Genomic DNA, 20,222 nt, shown 5'->3' on the forward strand with positions numbered 1-20,222 from the left:
CACCACCGACCGATAAGCTCGGAGGCGAACGCACGCCCAGCCACCGCAGGAGCCGCACGATGACCATGCCAGCCGGCACACCCGACGAACCGCTCGCCGCCGACGCGGGCCGCGGCACCGGGCCGGGGGAGTCCGCAATCGGCGTCGCCGGTCCGTTCACGCTGCGCGAACTCGTCGTCATGATCGCCGGAGCCGTCATCCTGCTCGGCTCGCTCATCCCCTTCGCCGCGGGAACGCGCATCGTCAATGCGTGGATGTTCAGCCAGACCCAGTTCAACCAGTTCGTCTTCCTGCTCGCCCCGCTGCTGATCGCCGTCGGCTTCGCGTGGCGCCGCCTGGCCGGCCGCTCCCGGGTCGCGCTGTTCTCGCTCACCCTGGACCAGTGGGGGTCGGTCATCGGCCTGCTCGCCGCGGCCTACTACTTCTTCGCGGCAGTCAACAGCATGGGCTTCTCCTTCCTGCTCTGCTTCGTCGGCGCCCTCGCGCTCGTCGCCAGCACGACGACGGCCCACGTCGTCGGCGGTTTCGCCGTCGATTTCGTTCCGGGTGACGGCTACCTGCTCGCCCGCGACATCAAGCCCTCCGCACCGGCCCGGGGCACGGACCGTGCCGGAGCGGACGCGTTCGGCGCCCCGGGCGCCACCGGCACGGACGCCGTCGTGCCCGGCACCGCCACGGACGCCGTCGTGCCCCCGACCGGCGCGGTGCAGCCCGCCGTGGAGCCCGGCCCCCGTCCCGGGGCCGGGCCGTTCTGGTTCGCGGTGCCGCACCCGCGCGACGCCTTCGACGAGCAGACGGGCATGTGGGCGTTCACGCTCGAGCCGGGACAGTGGGTGCTCGCGCTCGCCGACCGCGGGGACGCGCTGCTGGTCCAGCACGCCGATGGCCGAGTGGGCCTGCTGCGCGAGACCGGCGGAATCGAGCGTGCCTGACGTGGCGGCGCGTGAGGAGACGGAGCTCGGGCGCAAGCGCCGGGCGCGCAAGATCTACCGGCAGCTCGTCGACGCCTACCCGTACGCCGTCCCGGAGCTCGACTTCGAGAACCCGTTCGAGCTCCTCGTGGCGACCGTGCTCTCGGCGCAGACCACCGACGTCCGCGTCAACGCGATCACCCCCGCGCTCTTCGAGCGGTTCCCCGACGCGCGCGCCATGGCCGCCGCGGAGATCATCGAGCTCGAGGAGCTGATCCGCGCGACCGGCTTCTACCGGGCCAAGGCCGCGAACGTGCTGCGGCTTGCCCAGCGGCTCGTCGAGGAGCACGACGGCGAGGTACCCGGCCGGCTGGCGGACCTGGTCGCCCTGCCCGGCGTGGGCCGCAAGACGGCGAACGTCGTGCTCGGCAACGCGTTCGGCGTCCCCGGCATCACCGTGGACACTCACTTCGGGCGGCTCGCGCGCCGCTTCGGGTGGACGCGGGAGGACGACCCCGTGAAGGTCGAGCACGCGGTCGGGGAGCTGTTCGAGAAGCGCGACTGGACGATGCTCTCCCACGTCGTCGTCTTCCACGGGCGCCGCGTCTGCCACTCCCGCAAGCCCGCGTGCGGGGCGTGCCCGGTGGCCTACCTGTGCCCGTCCTTCGGGGCGGGTGAGCGCGAGCCGGAGGCCGCGCGCCAGCTGCTCAAGTACGAGCTGGCGCCGGGGCGCGAGGAACTGCTCGAGGCGATGACGGCGGGCCGGACGCGGCGCGAGCTGCGCGCCCTCGGCTACGGGCTGGACGCGTGATGGCGACCCCGGGCGGGGGAGCGGAGTCACTGCCGGGTGCGCGGGCGCAGCTCGAGGCGCTCGCGGCCGACCACGCCGCGCGGGTCGCCGCCGGCACGGCGGATGCGCACCTGCCCGAGTCGTGGCGGTTCGCGCGGTTGGACCCGGCGGCGCTCAAGCGCGCGGCCGTGCTGATCCTCTTCGGCCGGCTGGACGATCAGCCCGCGGAGCACCCGCACGACGTCGTGCCCGGCGAGCTCGACCTGCTGTTCGTCCGCCGCGCCGACACCCTGCGCAAGCACGCCGGGCAGGTCGCCTTCCCGGGCGGCAAGGTCGATCCCGGAGACGACGGCGCGGTCGCCGCGGCCCTGCGCGAGGCCGAGGAGGAGACGGGCCTGGACCCGGCCGGCGTCGACGTCCTGGGTGCGCTGGCCGAGACCGAGCTGCCGGTGAGCAACTTCCTCGTCACCCCGGTGCTGGGGTGGTGGGCGCGCCCGTCGGAGGTGTTCGCCGTCGACCCGGCCGAATCGGCGCACGTGTTCCGTGTGCCCGTGGCCGACCTGCTCGACCCCGCGAACCGGGTCAGCGCCTCCGTGTCGCGGGGACGGGAGAAGTTCACGTCGCCGGCGTTCCTCGTCCAGGGTGCGCTCATCTGGGGGTTCACGGGCATCGTGGTCTCGCGGCTCTTCGACGAGCTGGGCTGGACGCTCGACTGGGACGCGTCCCGGGAGCACCGCGTCCGCTGAGACCTACTTCGCCTGGTCGTAGGAGTCGACGACGGCGACCGTCACGGGCGTCTCCACCAGGTCCGAGCGGAACACGAGCTCCGTGGCGCGCGCCGCGGCGGCGTGGACGATCCTCACGACCTCGTCGGCCTGGTCGGCGGGCACGTGCAGCATGACCTCGTCGTGCAGGAAGAACACGATGCGCGAGCTCAGATCCGGGAGCTGCCGCCGGATGCCGAGGCGCACCTGGCCCAGCCAGCAGAGGGCCCACTCGGCGGCCGTCCCCTGGACGACGAAGTTCCTGGTGAAGCGCCCCCGCGACCGCGCGATCGAGTCGGCGCGCGACTGGTCGGCCGGCGTCGCGTCGAGGGAGTTGGCCGCGCGCCGGGCCGCCGCGAACGCGTCGTCGGGTCCGGGGGAGCCGCGGCCGAGGAACGTGGAGACGTTGCGGCCGGCCTCGCCCTCGCGGGCGGCGTGCTCGATCAGCCCCACGGCCTGCGGGTACGTCTTGGCCAGCTGCGGCATGAGCCGGCCGGCATCGCCGCTCGTCTGACCGTACATGGCGCCGAGCATCACGATCTTCGCGCTCGCCCGGTCCCCGCCGAACCCGCGGTTGGCGATCGCCTGGTAGAGGTCCTTGCCGGTGGAGGCGATCGCGAGGGCCTCGTCCCGGCTCATCGCGGCCAGGATGCGTGGTTCGAGCTGGGAGGCGTCGGCGACCACGAGCTTGCACCCGGGGTCCGCCCGGACGGCGGAGCGGACGGTGGCCGGGATCTGCAGGGCCCCGCCGCCGCGGGCCGACCACCGGCCGGTGACGACGCCGCCGACCGTGTAGTCCGGCCAGAACTTGCCGTCGCGCACCCACATTGCCAGCCACGCCCAGCCGTTCGAGGTGAAGAGGCGGGAGAGCTTCTTGTAGCGTTCGAGGACCTCGAGCGCGGGGTGCTCGTGGTCGGCCAGCTCCCACTGACTGGTGCTGGCCGCGTCGATCCCCGCCCGGTGCAGGGCGCGCAGGAGTTCCTGCGGGGAGTCGGGGTTCAGTTTCGGCGCGCCCAGGGCGGCCCGGAGCTCCTCGACGACCCGTTCGAGCTTCTGCGGCCGGTGGCCCTCGGGCGGCCTCGGGCCGAGCTGGTCCTCGAGCAGGGCCCGGTGCACGCGGGTGCTCCACGGCATTCCCGTGGCCCGGATCTCGGCGGCGATCAGGGCGCCCGCGGACTCGGCCGCAAGCAGCAGTTCCAGCTTGCGCCCCGCCGTCGTCCGCGGGACCGCGGCGCGCTGGGCGGCGAACTCGCGGCCGACGGTCTGGGCACTCGCCCCGCGCGGCGCCGGGGCCGCGAAGAGGGAGCCCTGCGCGCCGGGCTCGGGTCCGGCCGGGGCCGCCGCGTCGAGGTCGCCGGCCGGTGCGTCGCGGGCGTCCGCCGCGTAGCCGCCGCCGGCGGTGGCGGGGGAGCTGGACAGGATCGTCCGGCACAGCCCCAGGTCCCAGCACCGCTCGACCGTCATCCCGTCGGTGAGGAACATCCCGTACCAGTAGCGCGTGGACTCCCACACCCAGCGCAGGGCGCGCGCCTCGGCCCAGGTCACGAGGTCGCCGATGTCCTCGTAGGAGAAGGACAGCGGCCCCGTGAGAGGCCGCAGGGCCTCGTCCAGGATCAGGACGACGCCGGCCGGCGACTCCTCGGCCGGCTCCTGCCCCTCGCGGAGGGACTCCTTTTGGGAGGGCTGCGCCGTGCGCGGGTCCTCGCCGCGCAGTTCGTGCACGTCGAAGACGCCGCTGTCGCCTTCGGCGTGGGTGGCGACGAGGACGAAGCGCGGCGCGGCGCCGTCGGGGATGGTCGAGGGGATGGGCACGCCTTCATTGTGGCAGGCCGCGGCCGCGGAATGGCCGCCGGACTCTCCGTCCACAGGCGCGCGCCGGCGCCGTGTTCTCCACAACCGGCCGCTGACCCGTGGCGGGGCCGGCGGCCGGCGCGAACAGTGGGGGCATGACTGAACGCCCCTTCGTCGCCAGCCGCCCGCCCCGATCATCCGGACCGCCGGCCGCCCCGCCGGACCCGCCGCGGGTACCGCGGGCGACGCTCGTGACCGGTGACGAGAAACTGATCGACCACGTGGCCCTCGTCGTCGCGGCCGCGGGAACGGAGCTGCGGATCCTGTCCGCGGCGGACGGTGCACCGGTGCCGGCGGCGGACCCGCACGAGCTGGTGCTGCTGGGGGCGGACCGCCTCGAGCAGCTGGACGGCGCGACGGGGCCGCTGCATGCGCCGGGCCGGGCGGACTCCGTCCTGGTGGGGTGGGCCGGCGACCACGAGCGGATGTGGCGGGCGGCGGCCGCGACCCCGGGGACCCGCGTCGCGGTTCTGCCCGAGGCCTCGGCGTGGCTCGGCGAGTTCCTGGGCGAGCGCGGCCTGCGCGGCGGGGCCGGGAAGGTGCTCGCGTTCGCCGGAGCCGTCGGGGGCGCGGGCACGACGACGGCTGCGGTGCTGGCGGCCTCGACCGCGGTCCGCGCCGGGCGCACGACCCTCCTGATCGATGCGGACCCGGCCAGCGGCGGGATCTTCCACCGCCTCGGCACGGACGGCCGGTCGCTCGGGCGGCCCCGCGGACCGGGCACGGACGCGCAACCGGGCGGGGCGGCCCCGTTCGCGGGGCTCACCTGGAACGACATCGCCACGGCCGACGGCCGCCTCCCACCCCACCAGCTCGCGGACGTCCTGCCGTCCACACGGGGGCTCTCGTTCCTGACCTGGTCCGAATGGCGCGCCCCCGGGATCCCGGCCCCGGACGGGCCCGTCCCGCCCGGGGTGCTCTCGGAGGTCGTCGCGTCGGCCCGGCAGGCCTTCGACGTCGTCGTTCTCGACAGCGGCCGGGCCGGCCCCGCCTCGATGACCGGCCACGCGTGGGGCGCACCGGATGCGGCGATCTGCGTGCTCCCGGCGGACCGCCAGTGGGCGCTGTCCGCGCTGGACGGGGACGTCGACTGGCTCGCGCTGGTGACGGGGCAGCTGCCGAACGGGCACGACGCGTTCTCGATCGCCGCGGAGGCCGGCATGCCGCTGCTGACGTACGTCCCGCCGCTGCGGTCGATCCGCCGCGCCGCGGCGGACGGGACCGTCCTCGACCTGGCGCGGCAGCGCGTCCCGGCCCGGGCGATGGCGCCGGTCTCCGCGCTCTGGGACGGCGGGCCCGACCGGGCGGGTGCGGCATGAGAGGCGAGGTGGACGAGCGACTGCTCGAGACGGTGCGGCTGCGCGCGATCGAGCAGGGAGGCCGCATCAGCGGTGCGGACGTCGCGGAGGCGGTGCGGGCCTCCGGCCTGGTCGTCGGCAGCGGCACTGCGACCCACGTCATCCGGATGCTCCAGGAGGAGCTCACGGGGCTCGGGCCGCTGCAGTCGCTGGCCGACGCGCCGGGCGTCAGCGACGTGCTCGTCGACGGGACCGGGGCCGTGTGGGTCGAGGCGGAGGGCCGCCTGACCCGCGCCGGATACACCTTCGCCAGCACGGAGGACGTGCGCCGGCTGGCCGTGCGGCTCCTGGGCAGCGGCGGGCAGCGGCTCGACGACGCCGAGCCGTTCGGCGACGTCGTCGTCGGCGACTACCGCGTGCACGCGGTCCTGCCGCCGGTCGCCGCGGCCGGGCCGCTGCTGTCCATCCGCGTCCGGCACCGGCGGCGCCTCGAGCTCGAGGAGATCCTCGGCGCCGGCAGCCCGTGGAACGAGGTGCTGCGCGCCGTCGTCGCCAGCCGCCGCAACTTCCTCATCAGCGGCGGGACCGGGAGCGGGAAGACCACGCTCCTCGGGGCGATGCTCGGTCAGGCCGGAGCCTCGGAGCGCCTCATCGTCTGCGAGGACGCCCGCGAGCTCGAGCCGGACCACCCGCACGTGGTCAGCCTCCAGTGCCGGACCGGCAACGTCGAGGGCGCCGGCGGCATCGGCCTCGACGACCTGGTCCGCCAGTCGCTGCGGATGCGGCCGGACCGGCTCATCGTCGGCGAATGCCGTGGCGCGGAGATCCGCGACTTCCTCGCGGCGATGAACACCGGCCACGACGGGGCCGGCGGCACGCTGCACGCCAGCTCCTGCGAGGCCGTCCCCGCCCGGCTGGCCGCCATGGGCGCCCTGGCCGGGATGACCGCCGACGCGACGGCGCTGCAGGCCGCGGGAGCCCTCGACTACGTCGTCCAGATGCGCAGGCCCGGGCACGGCCCGGGGCAGCGCGGCCCGGCGACCCTCGCGGTCCTCGAGCTGGTGCGCTCCGCCGACGGGCACGGGATGGCCGCCCGCCCGCTCGCCCACGACGACGGCGACGGACCGCGGTTCCTGCCCGCTGCCCGCGAACACATCCGGCCGCTGCTCGACGCGGGCATGGACGACGCGGCCATCCGGTGGGCTCCCGCATGAGCGGCGCCGCCATCGCCGCTGCCACCCTCGCCGCCGCGGCCGCCGCCTGGGTCCTCGGCGGGACGGGCGCCTCGCGGCGGTCCCGGGGCACGTCGCCGCGCGCCCGGCCGCGCGGAGGCGCATCCCCGTCCCGGGCGTTGGCGCGGTGGAGGGACGCCGTCCGCCGGGAGCCCCAGGACATCGCTGAACACGCGCGAGCCCTGCGTCAGCTGGCCGCACTCTTCGAGACCGGTCGCACCCCGGAGCGGACATGGAACCAGCTGGGCCGCGCATGGGCCGCAGAGGCGCCCCCGGCGCGGACCGGGCGCCAGGACGGTTCCGGCGATGCCGGAGCCGCCGGCACCCGAGCCGCCCGAGACATCCATGCCGCGGCCGTCGCGGCCCAGACGGCCCACGCCGTCGGCCAGCGCACCTCGACCGGACTGGGCGGCCACGCCGAACACTCGGACTTCGGATGGGTGTGGGAGCGCGTGAGCTGGTGCCTCGAGCTCTCGGAGCGCACCGGCGCGTCGCTGGCGGGACTGCTCGAGCGGGTCGCCGAGCAGCTCGAGTCCGAACAGGACCTCGGACGGGCCAGAGCGACTGCGCTCGCCGGGCCCCGCACGACGAATCGGATGCTGGCACTGCTCCCGGCCTTCGGGCTCGCCCTCGCGGCCCTGCTCGGGGCCGACCCCGTCGGCGTGCTGATCGGGCACCCGGCCGGCCGCATCGCGCTCGTGACCGGCGCCGGGCTCTGGGCGGCCCACTGGTGGTGGACGCGCCGTCTCCTGCGGGCCGCCGGCGGCGAGGAGCGAAGGTGACCGGCGTCCTGCCGGCAGCCCTCCTCGCAGCGGCCGCCGTGTGGATCCTCCTCCTCCCCGGTCCCCGAGGCCGACTCGGCCTCCGGCGGCGGGAACGCGGACGGCACCCGTCCGGCCCCCGCGCGCGGCCCGGACGCGGGCCGGCCGACGCCGACGTCGCCCTCCTGCTCGAACTCAGCGCGAGCCTGCTCGCCGCCGGACAGCCGGTGTCCGGCGTGCTGACGCACCTGGCCGACACGGTGCCCGGCTGCATACCCCTGCACCGGGTCGCCCGGGCGCTCGAACTCTCGGTCGCCTGGGACCGGGCCTGGGAGACCGCACCGGAGTCATTCCGGCCCCTCGTGCAGGCGCTGGGGTTCACCCACCAGTCCGGCGCCGCCGCGGCGACCCTGCTGCGCACCACGGCCGCCGAGCAGCGCCGCAGCGCCGTCCGCCGGGCGGAGAAGGACGCCGCCGCGCTCGCCGTGCGGCTCGTCGTGCCGCTGGGCGTGTGCGCCCTGCCCGCGTTCGTCTGCATCGGGATCGTCCCGCTGGTCGTGTCGCTGCTGCCCGACCTGTAGCCGTACGGGCACCCGGGCCCTGGTGGACTTGTCATCCACAGCGGGGCATCCCGGCGGAGTTCTCCAGAACGTCGGCCCGGGCGCCCCGGGGGAGCCGCCGGCGGCGGAGGCTGAAGGGGAGCGGCCGGGACGGCGGCTCGATCATCCACTACGAAAGGACATCATCATGGAGCAGAACCGGGTTCTCGCAGAGTCCGTCTCCGACGTGCCGGACAACGTCGTCGAACTGGCCGACCACCGGCCGCCGGAGCACACGACGGAGCACGGCAGCGAACGGCTCCGCGGGCAGTTGGCGGCCGAGGCCGGGATCGCGACCGCGGAGTTCGCCATCGTGACGTTCGCGGCCGTCGCTTTCGCCGGCCTGCTGGTCGTCATCCTCTCCAGCGGCGACGTCAGCGAGATGTTGATGGCCCTGGTCCGCAAGGCACTGCAGGCCTGAGACGGTCATGGGGAGGAACCAGCACAGGGCACCGCCGATCCGGCGGGACTCCGGCAGGTCCGAAACCGGCAGCAGCACGGCCGAGGTCGCCGTGCTGCTGCCGGCCCTCGCGGTCCTGCTGGCCTTCGCGCTCGGGGCCGGCGGGCTCGGCATCACGCAGATCCAGCTGGAGGAGGGCGCCCGGGTGGCTGCCCGGGAACTGGCCCGCGGCGAGTCTGCTCCGGCCGCGGCCGACGCCGCGCGCCGGCACGCGGGCGGCGACGCCTTGATCTCCGTTGACCCCGGTGGCGACTACTCGAGAGTATCGATCCGCCGCGACGTGCGGATCCCGCTTGTCGGCACCCACGTGGTCACGCTCAGCGCCGACGCCGAGGCCAGGACGGAGAGCCCCGGTGCCGGCTGAGAATGGTCCACTCGACGGCGCGCGCGGGGCCGGGACCGTGCTGATGGTCGGGCTCGCCGCGGCGGTGCTGCTCGCCGGGGCGGCCGTGCTGACGATCGGACAGGCGGCCGTTGCGGCCACGCGGGCGACCACGGCAGCGGACCTCGCGGCGCTGGCCGCCGCCGACACGGCCCGCGGCGTCACCGACGGCGAGACCTGCGCCGTGGCCGCGAGGGTGGCCGGACGGAACGGCGCGCGTGTGACGTCCTGCGCGCTGGGCAACCCGGAGGGGACCGTCGTCGACGTCTCCGTCGCGGTCCGGCTGGGCGAGGGGATCGGGGTGCTGGAAGGCGTCGGCCTCGAAGCGCGGGCCACCGCGCGGGCGGGACCTCCTCCAGCGCCCTGGGCAGAACTGCCCGGGTAGCCGTCTGGAACTCGGCGGCGGCGCGCACTAGGGTCGAAGCCGATGTCAGCAGGTATTCACGGGAAAGAGGGACAGTTGCTCCAGAGCACATGGCGGAAGATGGCCGCGCTGGCGGCCGCGGGGGTGCTGCTCTCAGGGTGCTCGAGCGCGGGGGAGCCGTCCGGCGCGAGCCCGGAAGCAGCGGCCGCGTCCGGCCCGGCGGCGAACGCCGCGCAGACCGGCGCCGAGGACTCCTCCGCCCCGGAGGGCGGAGGCCAGGCGGCCCCCTCGTCCGCCGGCGAGCCGCTCGGCGATCTGGGCGCGCGGGAGGACACCCTGGCACCCGGCTCGCGCATCACCCTGAACAGCGTGCGCGCCAACGACTCGACGATGACGGTCACGTTCTCGCTGACCAACACCAACGAGGCGGACGGCGAGAAGCTCTACATCCAGTCCGAATTCGGCAACGGCGCCGCCGACGAGGAGGACGAATCGCTGCGCTCCGCCGAGCGCTACAGTGTGGACGGCGTCTTCGTGGTCACCGGCGAGGGCAAGCGCTACCTGGTCGGCCGGGGTGCCGACGGGCTCTGCGCCTGCTCGACGGACGTGGAGGGCAACACCGAGCCCGGCGCGACGACGACCTACTCGGCCGTGTTCGCCGCCCCGCCGGCATCCGTCGACGCCGTGGATGTGCACATCCCGAGCGCCGGCGCCTTCGAGGGCGTGGAGATCCAGCGGTGAGAGGCGCCGGGCGTCTCGCCGCCGCCGTTCTCTCCGCCGCAGTCGCGGGGGCTCCGGCCGTGGCGGCCGGCTCGACGACGGTCGGGGCGCCGGGGCCGGTCGAGGTGCTGGACTTCGGCGTGGAGGAGCTGACGTTCCCCGTCGAGGAGCTGACGTTCGGCTCCGCGACCCTCTCCGGGGGCGTGAAGGAGGAGGGCGAGACCATCACGCTGGCGGCCGAGATCTTCTTCGCACCGAACGAGCACACGCGCACGCCTGAGTCGGAGGGGGAGCTGGAGGCGCTCATCGGGGAACTGCAGGAGCGCGACCCGGCCCGACTCACCGTCCTCGGGCACACCGACGACGTCCAGGACGAGGACCACAACCAGCGGCTCTCCGAACGGCGCGCCCAGGCGATCGCCGATGAGATCGCCTCCGCACTCGGCGGCGGCGTCGACATCGAGGTCTCCGGCCGCGGGGAGTCCGAGCCCATCGCGGACAACGAGACCGACGCCGGGCGCCAGCTCAACCGCCGGGTCGAGGTCACGGTCGAGGGCTGACGCCGCGGATCTGCGGCGCGGGCCGCCGCCTCAGCCGGCGTCGCGCAGGATCCGCTCGAGCAGCGTCTCGGCGCCGGCCTTGGAGAGCGGGTTGTTCTTGTTGCCGCACTTGGGGGACTGGACACAGGAGGGGCAGCCGGTCTCGCACTCGCAGGCGCGGATCGCCTCGAGGGTCGCCGAGAGCCAGTCCGCCGCCTTCTGGTACCCGCGCTCGACGAACCCCGCGCCGCCCGGGTGCCCGTCGTAGACGAAGATCGTCGGCGATTCCGTGTCGGCGTGGATGGCCGTCGAGACGCCGCCGATGTCCCACCGGTCGCTCGAGGCGACCAGCGGGAGGAGGCCGATCGCCGCGTGCTCGGCGGCGTGCAGCGCGCCCGGGATGTCGCCCGCGACCAGACCGGCCGAGAGCATGTCCGCCTCGGAGATGGTGAACCAGACGGCCTTCGTGTGCAGGTCGCGCGGCTCCAGCTCGAGCGGCTCCTCGCCGAGGATCTCGTTGCTGGAGACCGACTTCCGCTGGAACCCCACTACCTGGGTCGTCACCCTCACGTCCCCGAAGTGGACGCGCACGCTGCCCCAGTCCCGGCTGACGGCCTCCTCGAGGACCTCGACCGTGGTGATGTCGCGGGCCTGCGTGTAGTAGTTCGGGTTCGCCCGGCGCACCAGCACGCAGTGGTCCTGCTCGTTGAGCTCCTCGACGACGTAGCTCGCGCCCTGGTGGACGTAAACGGCGTCGGGGTGCGCCTGGTAGTGGGTCTGCGGGGAGTCCATGGTCCCGAGCAGGGCGCCGGTCTCGAAATCGATGATGCTCACCGGTCCGCCGCCGTCGGCCCGGAGACTGACCATCGCAGCGGCCGACTCCGGGTGCGTCCAGTACCAGCCGGAGGGCCTGCGGCGCAGGTAGCCGCGCTCCACCAGCTGATCGAGCAGCTCCTGGGCCGTGGGGCCGAAGAGCTCGACATCCTCCGGACGCAGGGGCTGCTCCGCGGCCGCCGCGCAGAGGTGCGGACCCAGCACATACGGGTTCAGCGGGTCGAAGACGGTCGCCTCCACCGGCGTATCGAAGATCGCCTCCGGATGGTGGACGAGGTATGTGTCGAGGGGGTCGTCGCTCGCGATGAACACGGCCAGGGCGTCCTGACCGGCCCGGCCCGCCCGGCCGATCTGCTGGTAGAAGGAGGCCCGGGTGCCAGGCCAGCCGGCCACCAGGACGGCGTCCAGGCCGGAGACGTCGATGCCGAGCTCGAGGGCCGGCGTGGAGGCGATGCCGAGCAGCTCCCCGGTGCGCAGCCGCCGCTCGAGCTCCCGCCGCTCCTCGGGCAGGTAGCCGGAACGGTAGGCCGCGACCCGGCCGCGCAGCGCGGGGTCGACCTCGTCGAGCATGCTCTGCGTGATGGAGGAGATCGTCTCGGCCCCGCGGCGCGACTTGATGAACGAGATCGTCCGCACCTGCTCGCACATCAGGTTCGCCATCAGGTCGCTCGTCTCGGCGATCGAGGTGCGCCGCCGCGGGGCGCCGTTCTCGCCGAGCAGGTCGGTCAGCGGCGGTTCCCAGAGGGCGACCGTCTTGGCCCCGCGGGGCGAGAAGTCGTGCGTCACGGCGGTCGCCGGGGAGCCGATGAGGCGGCCGAAGGACTCGTCCGGTTCCGCGCTCGTCGCGGAGGCCCCGATGAACACGGGGTCAGCCCCGTAGTGCTCGCACACGCGGCGCAGCCGCCGCAGCAGGTTCGCGACGTGGGACCCGAAGACGCCGCGGTAGCTGTGCGCCTCGTCGACCACGACGAACGCGAGCCGCTTGAAGAAGCGCGACCACCACGCGTGGTTGGGCAGGATGCCGTAGTGCAGCATGTCCGGGTTCGCGAGGATGAAGTTCGCATGCTCGCGGATCCACCGGCGCTCGCCCTGCCCGGTGTCGCCGTCGTAGGTGGACGCGCGCACCTGGGGGAGCCGCAGCGACGCCACGGCCTCCAGCTGGTCGGCGGCCAGGGCCTTGGTCGGCGCGAGGTAGAGCACGACGGCGCCGTCGCCGTTCGCGCTCGCCTCGCCGGCCGTGAGAATCCGGTTGACGGCCGGCAGCTGGTAGGCCAGCGACTTGCCCGAGGCCGTGCCGGTCGCGACGATCACGTGCTCGCCCGACTCGGCGGCCATCGCCGCCTGCACCTGGTGCAGCCAGGGTTCGTGGATGCCGAGGCGCTCGTAGGCGGCGAGCACGTCGGGATGCGTCCACTCCGGCCACGGCGCGTGCACGGCGTCGCTCGCCTCCAGGACGCGGGTGTGCTGCAGCGACTCCGGGGCCTGACCGTGCCCGAGGAGCGGGATCAGCGAGCCGTGGCTGACCTGGAAGTCGGAGGCCGGCTGCCCGGAGACGGCCGGCGGATTCTGGTCGTTCAGTTCTGCGCGGCCTCCACCGTGACCATGTTCCCGAGCGTCGTCCAGCCCAGGTAGCCGTAGAGTCCCTGGCCGTCGACTGTCGCGATGAGGAGGCCTTCGGCGACGTCGTGTTCGAGCGCCAGGGCCGCCAGGGCGCGCATGACGAGGGAGCCGAGGCCGCGGCGGCGGAAGTCGGGGGAGGTGATGATGCGGTCGAAGACGGCGTACTCCTCGACGACCGCGACGTGGCCGCTGGCGACGACGATGCTCGGGTCCTCTTCGAGGTGCACGGAGACGTAGGCGTTGGTGCCGTCGCGCTCCGTCTGGATCGTGAAGCCGTCCGGGCTGCGGGGGTCCTCGACGTCCTGGTCCTCCATGTCGGCGACCATAAGGACCTCGTCGGCCTGCTGGACGGTCAGGCCGGCGGCCTGAGCCGCCTCGACGAACGAGTTGGACTCGTTGACGAAGGCGGTCAGCCGGCGGGCGGGGTGCTTCGCCAGGGTCTCGGCGACCGCCACGAGCTCCTCGTCGGTCGGCTCGCAGACGACGTACTCCCAGTCGCCGATGGTGTCGTGGCGCAGGGCGGCATGGACGCGGCCCTCGTGCCGGCTCTCGTAACCACGGCCGGAGGACCAGCCCGTGACCCACGTTCCAATCAGTTCATCGCTTGCGGAGGATCCCATGGGATGACCCTACCCCGACTTCAGTGCGCGGTGCAGGGGCCGTACTCAACTGTTGCCCAACCGCAAGCAACGTCGACGTCGCAGGTGAGAGCCGCCGTCGTGCCGCCTGTGGGTCCGTTCCGGAGTGGCCGCCGTCACGGTGCGGCGACCCCGCGGCGGAGGCGCGGGGCGGGGAGGGCCATGTCCGGCACGCGCGCCCGGAGCGGGGCCAGTACCCTTTAATGCGTGGCTTTGAACCGAATCGTCCTTTTCTACGCGTTTGCCCCTCTGCCGGACCCGGAGGCGGTCCGCCTGTGGCAGCGCTCGCTGCTCGAACAACACGGGCTCCGCGGGCGCATCATCGTCTCCGAGCACGGCATCAACGGGACCGCCGGCGGCGAGATCCGGGCCGTGAAAGCCTACGTGAAGGCCACCCGCGAATACCCGGCGTTCAAGAAGATGGACATCAAGTGGTCCGAGGGCTCCGCTGAGGATTTTCCGCGCATCTCTGTGAAGGCCCGCGCCGAGATCGTCTCCTTCGGCGCCCCCGGCGAGCTCGAAGTCGACGCCGACGGCGTGGTCGGCGGCGGCACGCACCTGCGCCCCGAGGAGGTGCACGAGCTGGTCGAGGCCAGGAAGTCCGTCGGCGAGGAGGTCGTCTTCTTCGACGGCCGCAACGCCTTCGAAGCCCAGATCGGGAAGTTCAAGAACGCGGTCGTCCCCGACGTCGAAACCACCCACGACTTCATCGCCGAGCTGGATTCCGGCAAGTACGACGACCTCAAGGACAAGCCGATCGTCACGTACTGCACGGGCGGCATCCGCTGCGAGGTCCTCTCCGCGCTCATGGTCAAGCGCGGGTTCAGCGAGGTCTACCAGCTGCAGGGCGGGATCGCCCGCTACGGGGAGAAGTACGGGGACGCGGGCCTCTGGGAGGGGTCCCTCTACGTGTTCGACAAGCGCATGCACCTGGAGTTCACGCCCGACGCCGTGACGATCGGCGAGTGCGTCGGCTGCCATGCGGCCACGAACAAGTTCGAGAACTGTTCCAACCCCTCCTGCCGCAACCTGCGCCTGTTCTGCGCGGTGTGCGCCGCCGACGACGCCCTGCGCCTCTGCCCGGACTGCAGCGGGGCGGAGCCCGGGACCTCGCCGGCCGCTCACGCGGGAGCCTCCGCGTGAGCGCCCCGCTGCCGGATGTGCCGGTCAGCAGCGACCAGGGACTTCTCGACGCCCTGGCCGCCGACCTGGCCGACGCGCGTTTCTACTTCGACGACGTCACGGCCCTCCTCGGCGCCGAGGCGCACGCCGCGCTCGGCCGCGACCAGACGGTCCCGGCGCGGATCGTCCTCGCCTCCGGGCCGGCTGCCGGGGCCGGGGCGCGGGAGCGGGCGCTGGCCGTCGTCGTCGAGCTCTTCCTGATCGCCGGGACCGTGCCGGCCAGGACCCTCGACGGGGCCCTGCCGCGCACCGGCGCCGCCGGCCTGGTCGCGCTGGGCCTGGCGGAGCCGCACGGCGCCGGCCTGCGCTCCCGCGTGGACCTGCGCCCGCACGCCTCCGACGCCGACGCGGAGATCTGGGTGGCGGCGGACCTCGGTTCGAACCAGCGCCCCGGCGTGCTGCGCACCGACCACGTGCTCGGGATCGGGCAGGCCTCGCTGACCCTGGCGCAGACCACCGTGCGCACCCCGGCCGCCCGCGCCCTCGACCTCGGCACCGGCTGCGGCATCCAGACCTTCCACCTGCTGGCCCACGCCGAGCACGTGGTCGCCACCGACATCTCCGAGCGCGCGCTGGCCTTCACCCGGTTCAACCTGCTGCTCAACCACGCGGCGCTCGGCATCGACCCGGACGACCTGTCCGCGCGCGTCGACCTCCGACTGGGCAGCCTGCTGGAGCCGGTCGCGACCGAGACCTTCGACCTGATCGTCTCCAACCCGCCGTTCGTGATCACGCCGCGCACTCCCGGGGAGGCGGACGGCGAGCGGTACACGTACCGCGACGGCGGCCTGCCCGGCGACAGCCTCGTCGCGCACCTCGTCAGCGGGCTGCCGGGCCTGCTGACGCCGGGCGGCACCGCGCAGATGCTCGCGAACTGGGAGGTCGCCGCGGGGGCCGGGCACTGGTCCGAGCGCCCGTCCGCGTGGCTCGAGACGGGCGCGGCGGCCGAGACCGGCGCCGAGGCCTGGTTCATCCAGCGCGACACCGAGTCCCCGCTCCAGTACGCCGAGATCTGGCTGCGGGACGCCGCAGAGGCCCGGGACCCGGAGCACTACCGGCGCCGCTACGCCGACTACCTCGCCGACTTCGCCTCCCGCGACGTCGAGCAGATCGGCTTCGGCATGGTCTGGCTGCGCCGTCCCGCGGCGCACGACGGCGCCGCGCGGGGTTCCGCGTCCGTCCGCCGGCCCGTGGGGCGCCGGTTCGAGGAGATCGAGCACCCGATCGAGCAGCCGGTCGGTCCGCACCTGGGGGCGGCGGTCGCCGCCGCCGACGAGCTGGCGGCAGCCGCGGCGGTGCCCGCACCCGGCGGGGACACGGCGGCCGCCGACGCGGCGCTCGAGCGGCTGCACGTGGTCGTCGCCGAGGACGTGACCGAGGAGCGGCACCAGCGCCCCGGCGCCGAGCACCCGGGCGTGATCCTGCTCCGCCAGGGCGCGGGCCTCCGCCGGACGTCCCTGCTGAGCACGGCCGAGGCCGGCCTCGTCTCTGCGTGCGACGGCGAGCTGAGCGTCGGCCAGATCGCCGGGGCCGTCTCCGCGCTGCTGGGGGACGAGGACCCGGAGCTGAAGCCGACGCTGCTCGCCGGGGTGCGCCGACTTATTCTGGAAGGTTTTCTCACTCAAACTGTTCAGAGACGCTAAGGTTTTCGGATATGACCTACGACACGTGCCGCGCCGGCAGGGCCCCGAATGTGCGCCACGACGCGCCCGACACCCCCGGCGACGACGTGAAAGCTACAGGGAAGGGTGTCCATCGTGGCCCGCTCTAAGTCCGACAACCCGGTCGTCATCAACGACCCGCAGGCGATCCGCGCCCTCGCCCACGAAGCGAGGCTCGAGGCGCTCGAGGAGCTCTTCGCGTCGCAGTCCAGCCGGACGGCGACGGAGCTCGCCTCGCGCTGCAAGCTGACGCCGAGCGCCATGAGCTACCACTTGCGCGCCCTCGAGAAGTACGGGTACGTCGAGCGGGCGGCGAGCGAGGGCGACGCCCGCGAGCGCCGCTGGAAAGCGGCCGGCGACCGGCTCATCGTCGAGTCCTTCAACCAGGCTCCGTCCGCCAAGGGGGCCTTCCTCAACGTCCAGCTGGGGGCCTTCCGGGACCGCCTCGCCGTCGAGATCGCCCGCCGCGAGGCCGAGGCGAAGGCGGGGATCGAACCGCCCGAGGACCGGGCGCCCGTCCTGACGACGGGCATGGTCTTCCTCAACGACGACCAGCGCGAGGAGTTCATGACGCGCGTGTACGACCTCATGCGGGAGTACGAGGCGATGGCGGGCCCGGAGGAGCGCAGCGTGGATGCCAAACGCGTCTACTACATGCTGTCGATCCTGCCGGAGTTCGAGGAGTCCGAAGACGCCGCCGGCGACCAGCCGTGGACCAGGCCCGGCTTGCCGAAGAGGTAGAAACCGCTAACCTAGTGCGAGTATGAGCGGGATTCGTGAAGTTCACGGGGCCCATCCGCTCGACCCCGGCAGCTAATAGGAGTGTTGTGCCCGCCAAGGCGAAGGTAAAGACCGGCAAGAAGCTAGTCATCGTAGAGTCCCCGGCCAAGAGCAAGTCGATCGCCAAGTACCTGGGCGAGGGCTTTGTCGTGGACGCTTCCGTGGGGCACATCCGTGATCTGCCGCAGCCGTCAGAGCTGCCCACCGAGCTGAAGAAGACGTCCGTCGGCAAGTTCGCGATCGACCTGGACAACGACTTCGAGCCGTACTACGTCGTCAACCCGGACAAGAAGAAGAAGGTGTCCGAGCTCAAGACGGCGCTCAAGGACGCCGACGAGCTCTATCTCGCAACCGATGCCGATCGCGAAGGCGAGGCCATCGCGTGGCACCTGCTCGAGGTGCTCAAGCCCAAGGTCCCCGTGTACCGCATGGCCTTCACGGAGATCACCAAGGAGGGCATCGCCCGCGCCCTCGAGAACATCCGCGAGCTCGACACGGACCTCGTCGACGCGCAGGAGACGCGGCGCGTTCTCGACCGGCTCTACGGCTACGAGATCTCCCCGGTGCTGTGGCGCAAGATCGCCCGCGGCCTCTCGGCGGGCCGTGTGCAGTCCGTGGCGACGCGCCTGGTCGTCGAGCGCGAGCGGGAGCGCATGGCGTTCCGCTCCGCCGGCTACTGGGACCTGACCGGCGAGTTCGCGACCACCGCCGGCGAATCCTTCAAGGCCAAGCTCGCCTCGGTCGACGGGGCCCGCGTGGCCACCGGCCGCGACTTCGACGACCGGGGAAACCTCAAGGAGGCCCGCGGCGCCAAGGCGGGCGCCGGCGTCGTGCGTCTGGACGAGGCGGCGGCGACGTCGCTGACCGCGGGGCTGACGGACGCCGACTTCGCCGTCACCGGGGTCGACACCAAGCCGTACACGCGCCGCCCGGCCGCGCCGTTCACGACGTCGACGCTGCAGCAGGAGGCCTCCCGCAAGCTGCGCTGGTCCTCGCGCATCGCGATGCAGATCGCGCAGCGGCTGTACGAGAACGGCTACATCACGTATATGCGTACCGACTCGGTGGCGCTGTCGAACGAGGCCATCGGCGCCGCCCGCCGCCAGGCGGAGGAGCTGTACGGCGGCGACTTCGTCCCGGACAAGCCCCGGTACTACAAGGGCAAGAGCGAGAACGCGCAGGAGGCCCACGAGGCCGTGCGTCCCGCCGGCGACTCCTTCCGCCGCCCGCGCGACGTCCGCAGCCAGCTCTCGGCCGACGAGTTCAAGCTCTACGAGCTGATCTGGAAGCGCACCGTCGCCTCGCAGATGGCCGACGCCAAGGGCTCGACCGCGTCCATCCGCCTGACCGGCACCGCGACCGACGGCCGCGCCGCCGAATTCGCAGCCTCCGGCACCGTCATCACCTTCCGCGGCTTCATGGCCGCGTACGAGGAGGGCAAGGACGTCTCCGAGGAGGAGAGGGAAGCGGCCGACGGCGACCGCCGCCTGCCGCAGCTGAGTGACGGCGACGCCCTGGTCGGCACCGGGATCGAGGCCTCCGGCCACGAGACCACGCCGCCGGCGCGCTACACCGAGGCGTCGATCGTCGCCGAGCTGGAGGCCCGCGAGATCGGGCGCCCCTCGACGTTCGCGCCGACGATCTCGACGATCATGGACCGCGGCTACGTGTCCAAGCGCGGCAGCGCCCTGGTGCCGAGCTGGGTCGCGTTCTCCGTCGTGCGCCTGCTCGAGGAGCACTTCGGGCAGTACGTCGACTACGGCTTCACCGCCGCGCTCGAGGACGACCTCGACGAGATCGCCAAGGGCCACAAGGGGCGCGGCGCCTGGCTCAAGCACTTCTACTTCGGCGACGACGACGTGCGCGGGCTGCGCGACGTCGTCGAGAACCTGGGCGACATCGACGCGCGGGCCATCAACTCGGTGGAGATCGCCGAGTCGATCGTGCTGCGCGTGGGCAAGTTCGGGCCGTACCTGGAGAAGCCGGTCCCGGCCGACTCGCCCGAGGGCACGGCCCCGCAGCGCGTGAACGTCCCCGAGGATCTGGCCCCCGACGAGCTGACCGCCGAGAAGGCGGTCGAGCTGATGGAGCAGCAGGGGCCCGAGGAGCGCGAGCTCGGGACCGACCCGGAGACGGGCCGGCCGATCGTCGCCAAGGACGGCCGCTACGGGCCCTACGTCACAGAGGTCATCACGGAGATGACCGACGAGGAGCTCGAGGCGATGCCGACCGAGTACTACAAGAACGGCAAGCCCAAGCCGAAGAAGAAGCCGGCCAAGGTCAAGCCGCGCACCGGGTCGCTGTTCAAGACCATGGACGTCGAGACGATCACGCTCGAGGACGCCCTGCAGATCCTGTCGCTGCCGCGCGTGCTCGGCGTGGATGAGGAGGGCAAGGAGATCACCGTCCAGAACGGCCGCTTCGGTCCCTACCTGAAGAAGGGCACGGACTCGCGGTCGATCGACTCGGAGGAGCAGATCTTCAAGATCACCCTCGACGAGGCGAACGCCATCTACGCTCAGCCGAAGCAGCGCGGGCGCCGTGCGGCCGCCCCGCCGCTGGCCGAGTTCGGCGAGGACCCGACGTCGGGCAAGGCGATCGTCGTCAAGGACGGCCGCTTCGGCCCGTACATCACGGACGGCGAGACGAACATCACCGTGCCGCGGTCCTCCTCCGTCGAGGAGCTGACGCGCGAGCGCGCCGTCGAGCTGCTCGAGGAGAAGCGCGCCAAGGGGCCGGCCAAGAAGGGTGCGGCGAAGAAGACGACGCCGGCGAAGAAGGCTCCCGCCAAGAAGGCGCCAGCCAAGAAGACCACCGCCAAGAAGAAATAGCCGCG

General features: G+C 73.3%; 19 protein-coding genes. 16 read left to right on the top strand and 3 right to left on the bottom strand.

Annotated features, from left to right (window positions below):
• Positions 1 to 59 precede the first annotated feature (59 nt).
• Genes IE069_RS04335 through IE069_RS04345 form a run of 3 tightly spaced genes read left to right on the top strand, consistent with a single transcriptional unit; the run spans position 60 to position 2,447 of the window.
• Complete coding sequence (locus IE069_RS04335) at positions 60 to 932, top strand: hypothetical protein (protein ID WP_189348881.1); 873 nt, start codon at positions 60 to 62, stop codon at positions 930 to 932.
• Positions 925 to 1,722, top strand: a complete 798-nt coding sequence (gene nth / locus IE069_RS04340) for an endonuclease III (protein ID WP_373287790.1) — start codon at positions 925 to 927, stop codon at positions 1,720 to 1,722. Before IE069_RS04335 ends, nth begins: the two co-directional genes overlap by 8 nt.
• Positions 1,722 to 2,447, top strand: coding sequence for an NUDIX hydrolase (locus IE069_RS04345; protein ID WP_189349005.1), 726 nt, complete (start codon positions 1,722 to 1,724; stop codon positions 2,445 to 2,447). The genes nth and IE069_RS04345 overlap by 1 nt, the downstream gene beginning before the upstream one ends.
• A gap of 3 nt (positions 2,448 to 2,450) precedes the next feature.
• Here the strand turns inward: IE069_RS04345 and IE069_RS04350 are convergent, their stop codons facing one another.
• A complete protein-coding gene (locus IE069_RS04350; protein ID WP_229790942.1) occupies positions 2,451 to 4,277 on the bottom strand; it encodes a bifunctional 3'-5' exonuclease/DNA polymerase in 1,827 nt (608 codons plus the stop codon).
• Positions 4,278 to 4,411: 134 nt separating this feature from the next.
• On the opposite strand from IE069_RS04350, the gene ssd reads away from it, so the two are divergent.
• The 9 genes from ssd (at position 4,412) to IE069_RS04395 (ending at position 10,692) form a co-directional block, all read left to right on the top strand.
• Positions 4,412 to 5,635, top strand: a complete 1,224-nt coding sequence (ssd, locus tag IE069_RS04355; RefSeq protein WP_189348883.1) for a septum site-determining protein Ssd — start codon at positions 4,412 to 4,414, stop codon at positions 5,633 to 5,635.
• Positions 5,632 to 6,828, top strand: coding sequence for a TadA family conjugal transfer-associated ATPase (locus IE069_RS04360; protein ID WP_189348884.1), 1,197 nt, complete (start codon positions 5,632 to 5,634; stop codon positions 6,826 to 6,828). The genes ssd and IE069_RS04360 overlap by 4 nt, the downstream gene beginning before the upstream one ends.
• On the top strand, positions 6,825 to 7,628 hold the full coding sequence (locus IE069_RS04365) for a type II secretion system F family protein (protein ID WP_189348885.1): 804 nt from the start codon (positions 6,825 to 6,827) through the stop codon (positions 7,626 to 7,628). The genes IE069_RS04360 and IE069_RS04365 overlap by 4 nt, the downstream gene beginning before the upstream one ends.
• Positions 7,625 to 8,188, top strand: a complete 564-nt coding sequence (locus IE069_RS04370; protein ID WP_189348886.1) for a type II secretion system F family protein — start codon at positions 7,625 to 7,627, stop codon at positions 8,186 to 8,188. The genes IE069_RS04365 and IE069_RS04370 overlap by 4 nt, the downstream gene beginning before the upstream one ends.
• A gap of 166 nt (positions 8,189 to 8,354) precedes the next feature.
• Positions 8,355 to 8,627 carry a DUF4244 domain-containing protein gene (locus IE069_RS04375; RefSeq protein WP_189348887.1) on the top strand — a complete coding sequence of 91 codons (273 nt, stop codon included), beginning with the start codon at positions 8,355 to 8,357 and terminating at the stop codon, positions 8,625 to 8,627.
• Positions 8,628 to 8,634: 7 nt separating this feature from the next.
• Complete coding sequence (locus IE069_RS04380) at positions 8,635 to 9,030, top strand: TadE family type IV pilus minor pilin (RefSeq protein ID WP_189348888.1); 396 nt, start codon at positions 8,635 to 8,637, stop codon at positions 9,028 to 9,030.
• Positions 9,020 to 9,433: an Rv3654c family TadE-like protein gene (locus IE069_RS04385; protein WP_229790943.1), complete on the top strand. Its 414-nt coding sequence runs from the start codon at positions 9,020 to 9,022 to the stop codon at positions 9,431 to 9,433. The genes IE069_RS04380 and IE069_RS04385 overlap by 11 nt, the downstream gene beginning before the upstream one ends.
• 75 nt (positions 9,434 to 9,508) lie before the next feature.
• Positions 9,509 to 10,153, top strand: a complete 645-nt coding sequence (locus IE069_RS04390) for a hypothetical protein (protein WP_189348889.1) — start codon at positions 9,509 to 9,511, stop codon at positions 10,151 to 10,153.
• A complete protein-coding gene (locus tag IE069_RS04395; protein ID WP_189348890.1) occupies positions 10,150 to 10,692 on the top strand; it encodes an OmpA family protein in 543 nt (180 codons plus the stop codon). Before IE069_RS04390 ends, IE069_RS04395 begins: the two co-directional genes overlap by 4 nt.
• 30 nt (positions 10,693 to 10,722) lie before the next feature.
• Here the strand turns inward: IE069_RS04395 and sftH are convergent, their stop codons facing one another.
• Together sftH and IE069_RS04405 are read right to left on the bottom strand one after the other, a co-directional pair.
• Positions 10,723 to 13,014, bottom strand: a complete 2,292-nt coding sequence (gene sftH, locus IE069_RS04400) for a DEAD/DEAH box helicase (RefSeq protein ID WP_229790958.1) — start codon at positions 13,012 to 13,014, stop codon at positions 10,723 to 10,725.
• Between the two features lie 65 nt (positions 13,015 to 13,079).
• Positions 13,080 to 13,745 carry a GNAT family N-acetyltransferase gene (locus tag IE069_RS04405; protein WP_189348891.1) on the bottom strand — a complete coding sequence of 222 codons (666 nt, stop codon included), beginning with the start codon at positions 13,743 to 13,745 and terminating at the stop codon, positions 13,080 to 13,082.
• A gap of 225 nt (positions 13,746 to 13,970) precedes the next feature.
• Here IE069_RS04405 and trhO point away from each other — a divergent pair, with 225 nt between their 5' ends.
• The 4 genes from trhO to topA all read left to right on the top strand — a co-directional run bounded on the left by trhO (position 13,971) and on the right by topA (position 20,217).
• The gene (trhO, locus tag IE069_RS04410; protein ID WP_189348892.1) at positions 13,971 to 14,906 is read left to right on the top strand and encodes an oxygen-dependent tRNA uridine(34) hydroxylase TrhO; all 936 of its coding nucleotides are present in this window, start codon (positions 13,971 to 13,973) and stop codon (positions 14,904 to 14,906) included.
• Complete coding sequence (locus tag IE069_RS04415; protein ID WP_189348893.1) at positions 14,903 to 16,588, top strand: DUF7059 domain-containing protein; 1,686 nt, start codon at positions 14,903 to 14,905, stop codon at positions 16,586 to 16,588. Before trhO ends, IE069_RS04415 begins: the two co-directional genes overlap by 4 nt.
• A gap of 114 nt (positions 16,589 to 16,702) precedes the next feature.
• On the top strand, positions 16,703 to 17,347 hold the full coding sequence (locus IE069_RS04420) for a winged helix-turn-helix domain-containing protein (protein WP_229790944.1): 645 nt from the start codon (positions 16,703 to 16,705) through the stop codon (positions 17,345 to 17,347).
• An 86-nt stretch (positions 17,348 to 17,433) separates the two neighbouring features.
• Positions 17,434 to 20,217: a type I DNA topoisomerase gene (gene topA, locus IE069_RS04425; RefSeq protein WP_189348895.1), complete on the top strand. Its 2,784-nt coding sequence runs from the start codon at positions 17,434 to 17,436 to the stop codon at positions 20,215 to 20,217.
• The last annotated feature ends 5 nt before the right edge of the window (positions 20,218 to 20,222 follow it).

Origin of the sequence: Zhihengliuella salsuginis (assembly GCF_014651715.1) — a bacterium.
Taxonomy (GTDB): domain Bacteria; phylum Actinomycetota; class Actinomycetes; order Actinomycetales; family Micrococcaceae; genus Zhihengliuella; species Zhihengliuella salsuginis.

Bases quoted from the DNA above. Each gene is read 5' to 3' on its own strand.
- IE069_RS04335 (WP_189348881.1), top strand. From the start codon at position 60: ATGACCATGCCAGCCGGCACACCCGACGAACCGCTCGCCGCCGACGCG.
- IE069_RS04345 (WP_189349005.1), top strand. From the start codon at position 1,722: ATGGCGACCCCGGGCGGGGGAGCGGAGTCACTGCCGGGTGCGCGGGCG.
- ssd (WP_189348883.1), top strand. From the start codon at position 4,412: ATGACTGAACGCCCCTTCGTCGCCAGCCGCCCGCCCCGATCATCCGGA.
- IE069_RS04360 (WP_189348884.1), top strand. From the start codon at position 5,632: ATGAGAGGCGAGGTGGACGAGCGACTGCTCGAGACGGTGCGGCTGCGC.
- IE069_RS04365 (WP_189348885.1), top strand. From the start codon at position 6,825: ATGAGCGGCGCCGCCATCGCCGCTGCCACCCTCGCCGCCGCGGCCGCC.
- IE069_RS04375 (WP_189348887.1), top strand. From the start codon at position 8,355: ATGGAGCAGAACCGGGTTCTCGCAGAGTCCGTCTCCGACGTGCCGGAC.
- IE069_RS04380 (WP_189348888.1), top strand. From the start codon at position 8,635: ATGGGGAGGAACCAGCACAGGGCACCGCCGATCCGGCGGGACTCCGGC.
- IE069_RS04405 (WP_189348891.1), bottom strand. From the start codon at position 13,745: ATGGGATCCTCCGCAAGCGATGAACTGATTGGAACGTGGGTCACGGGC.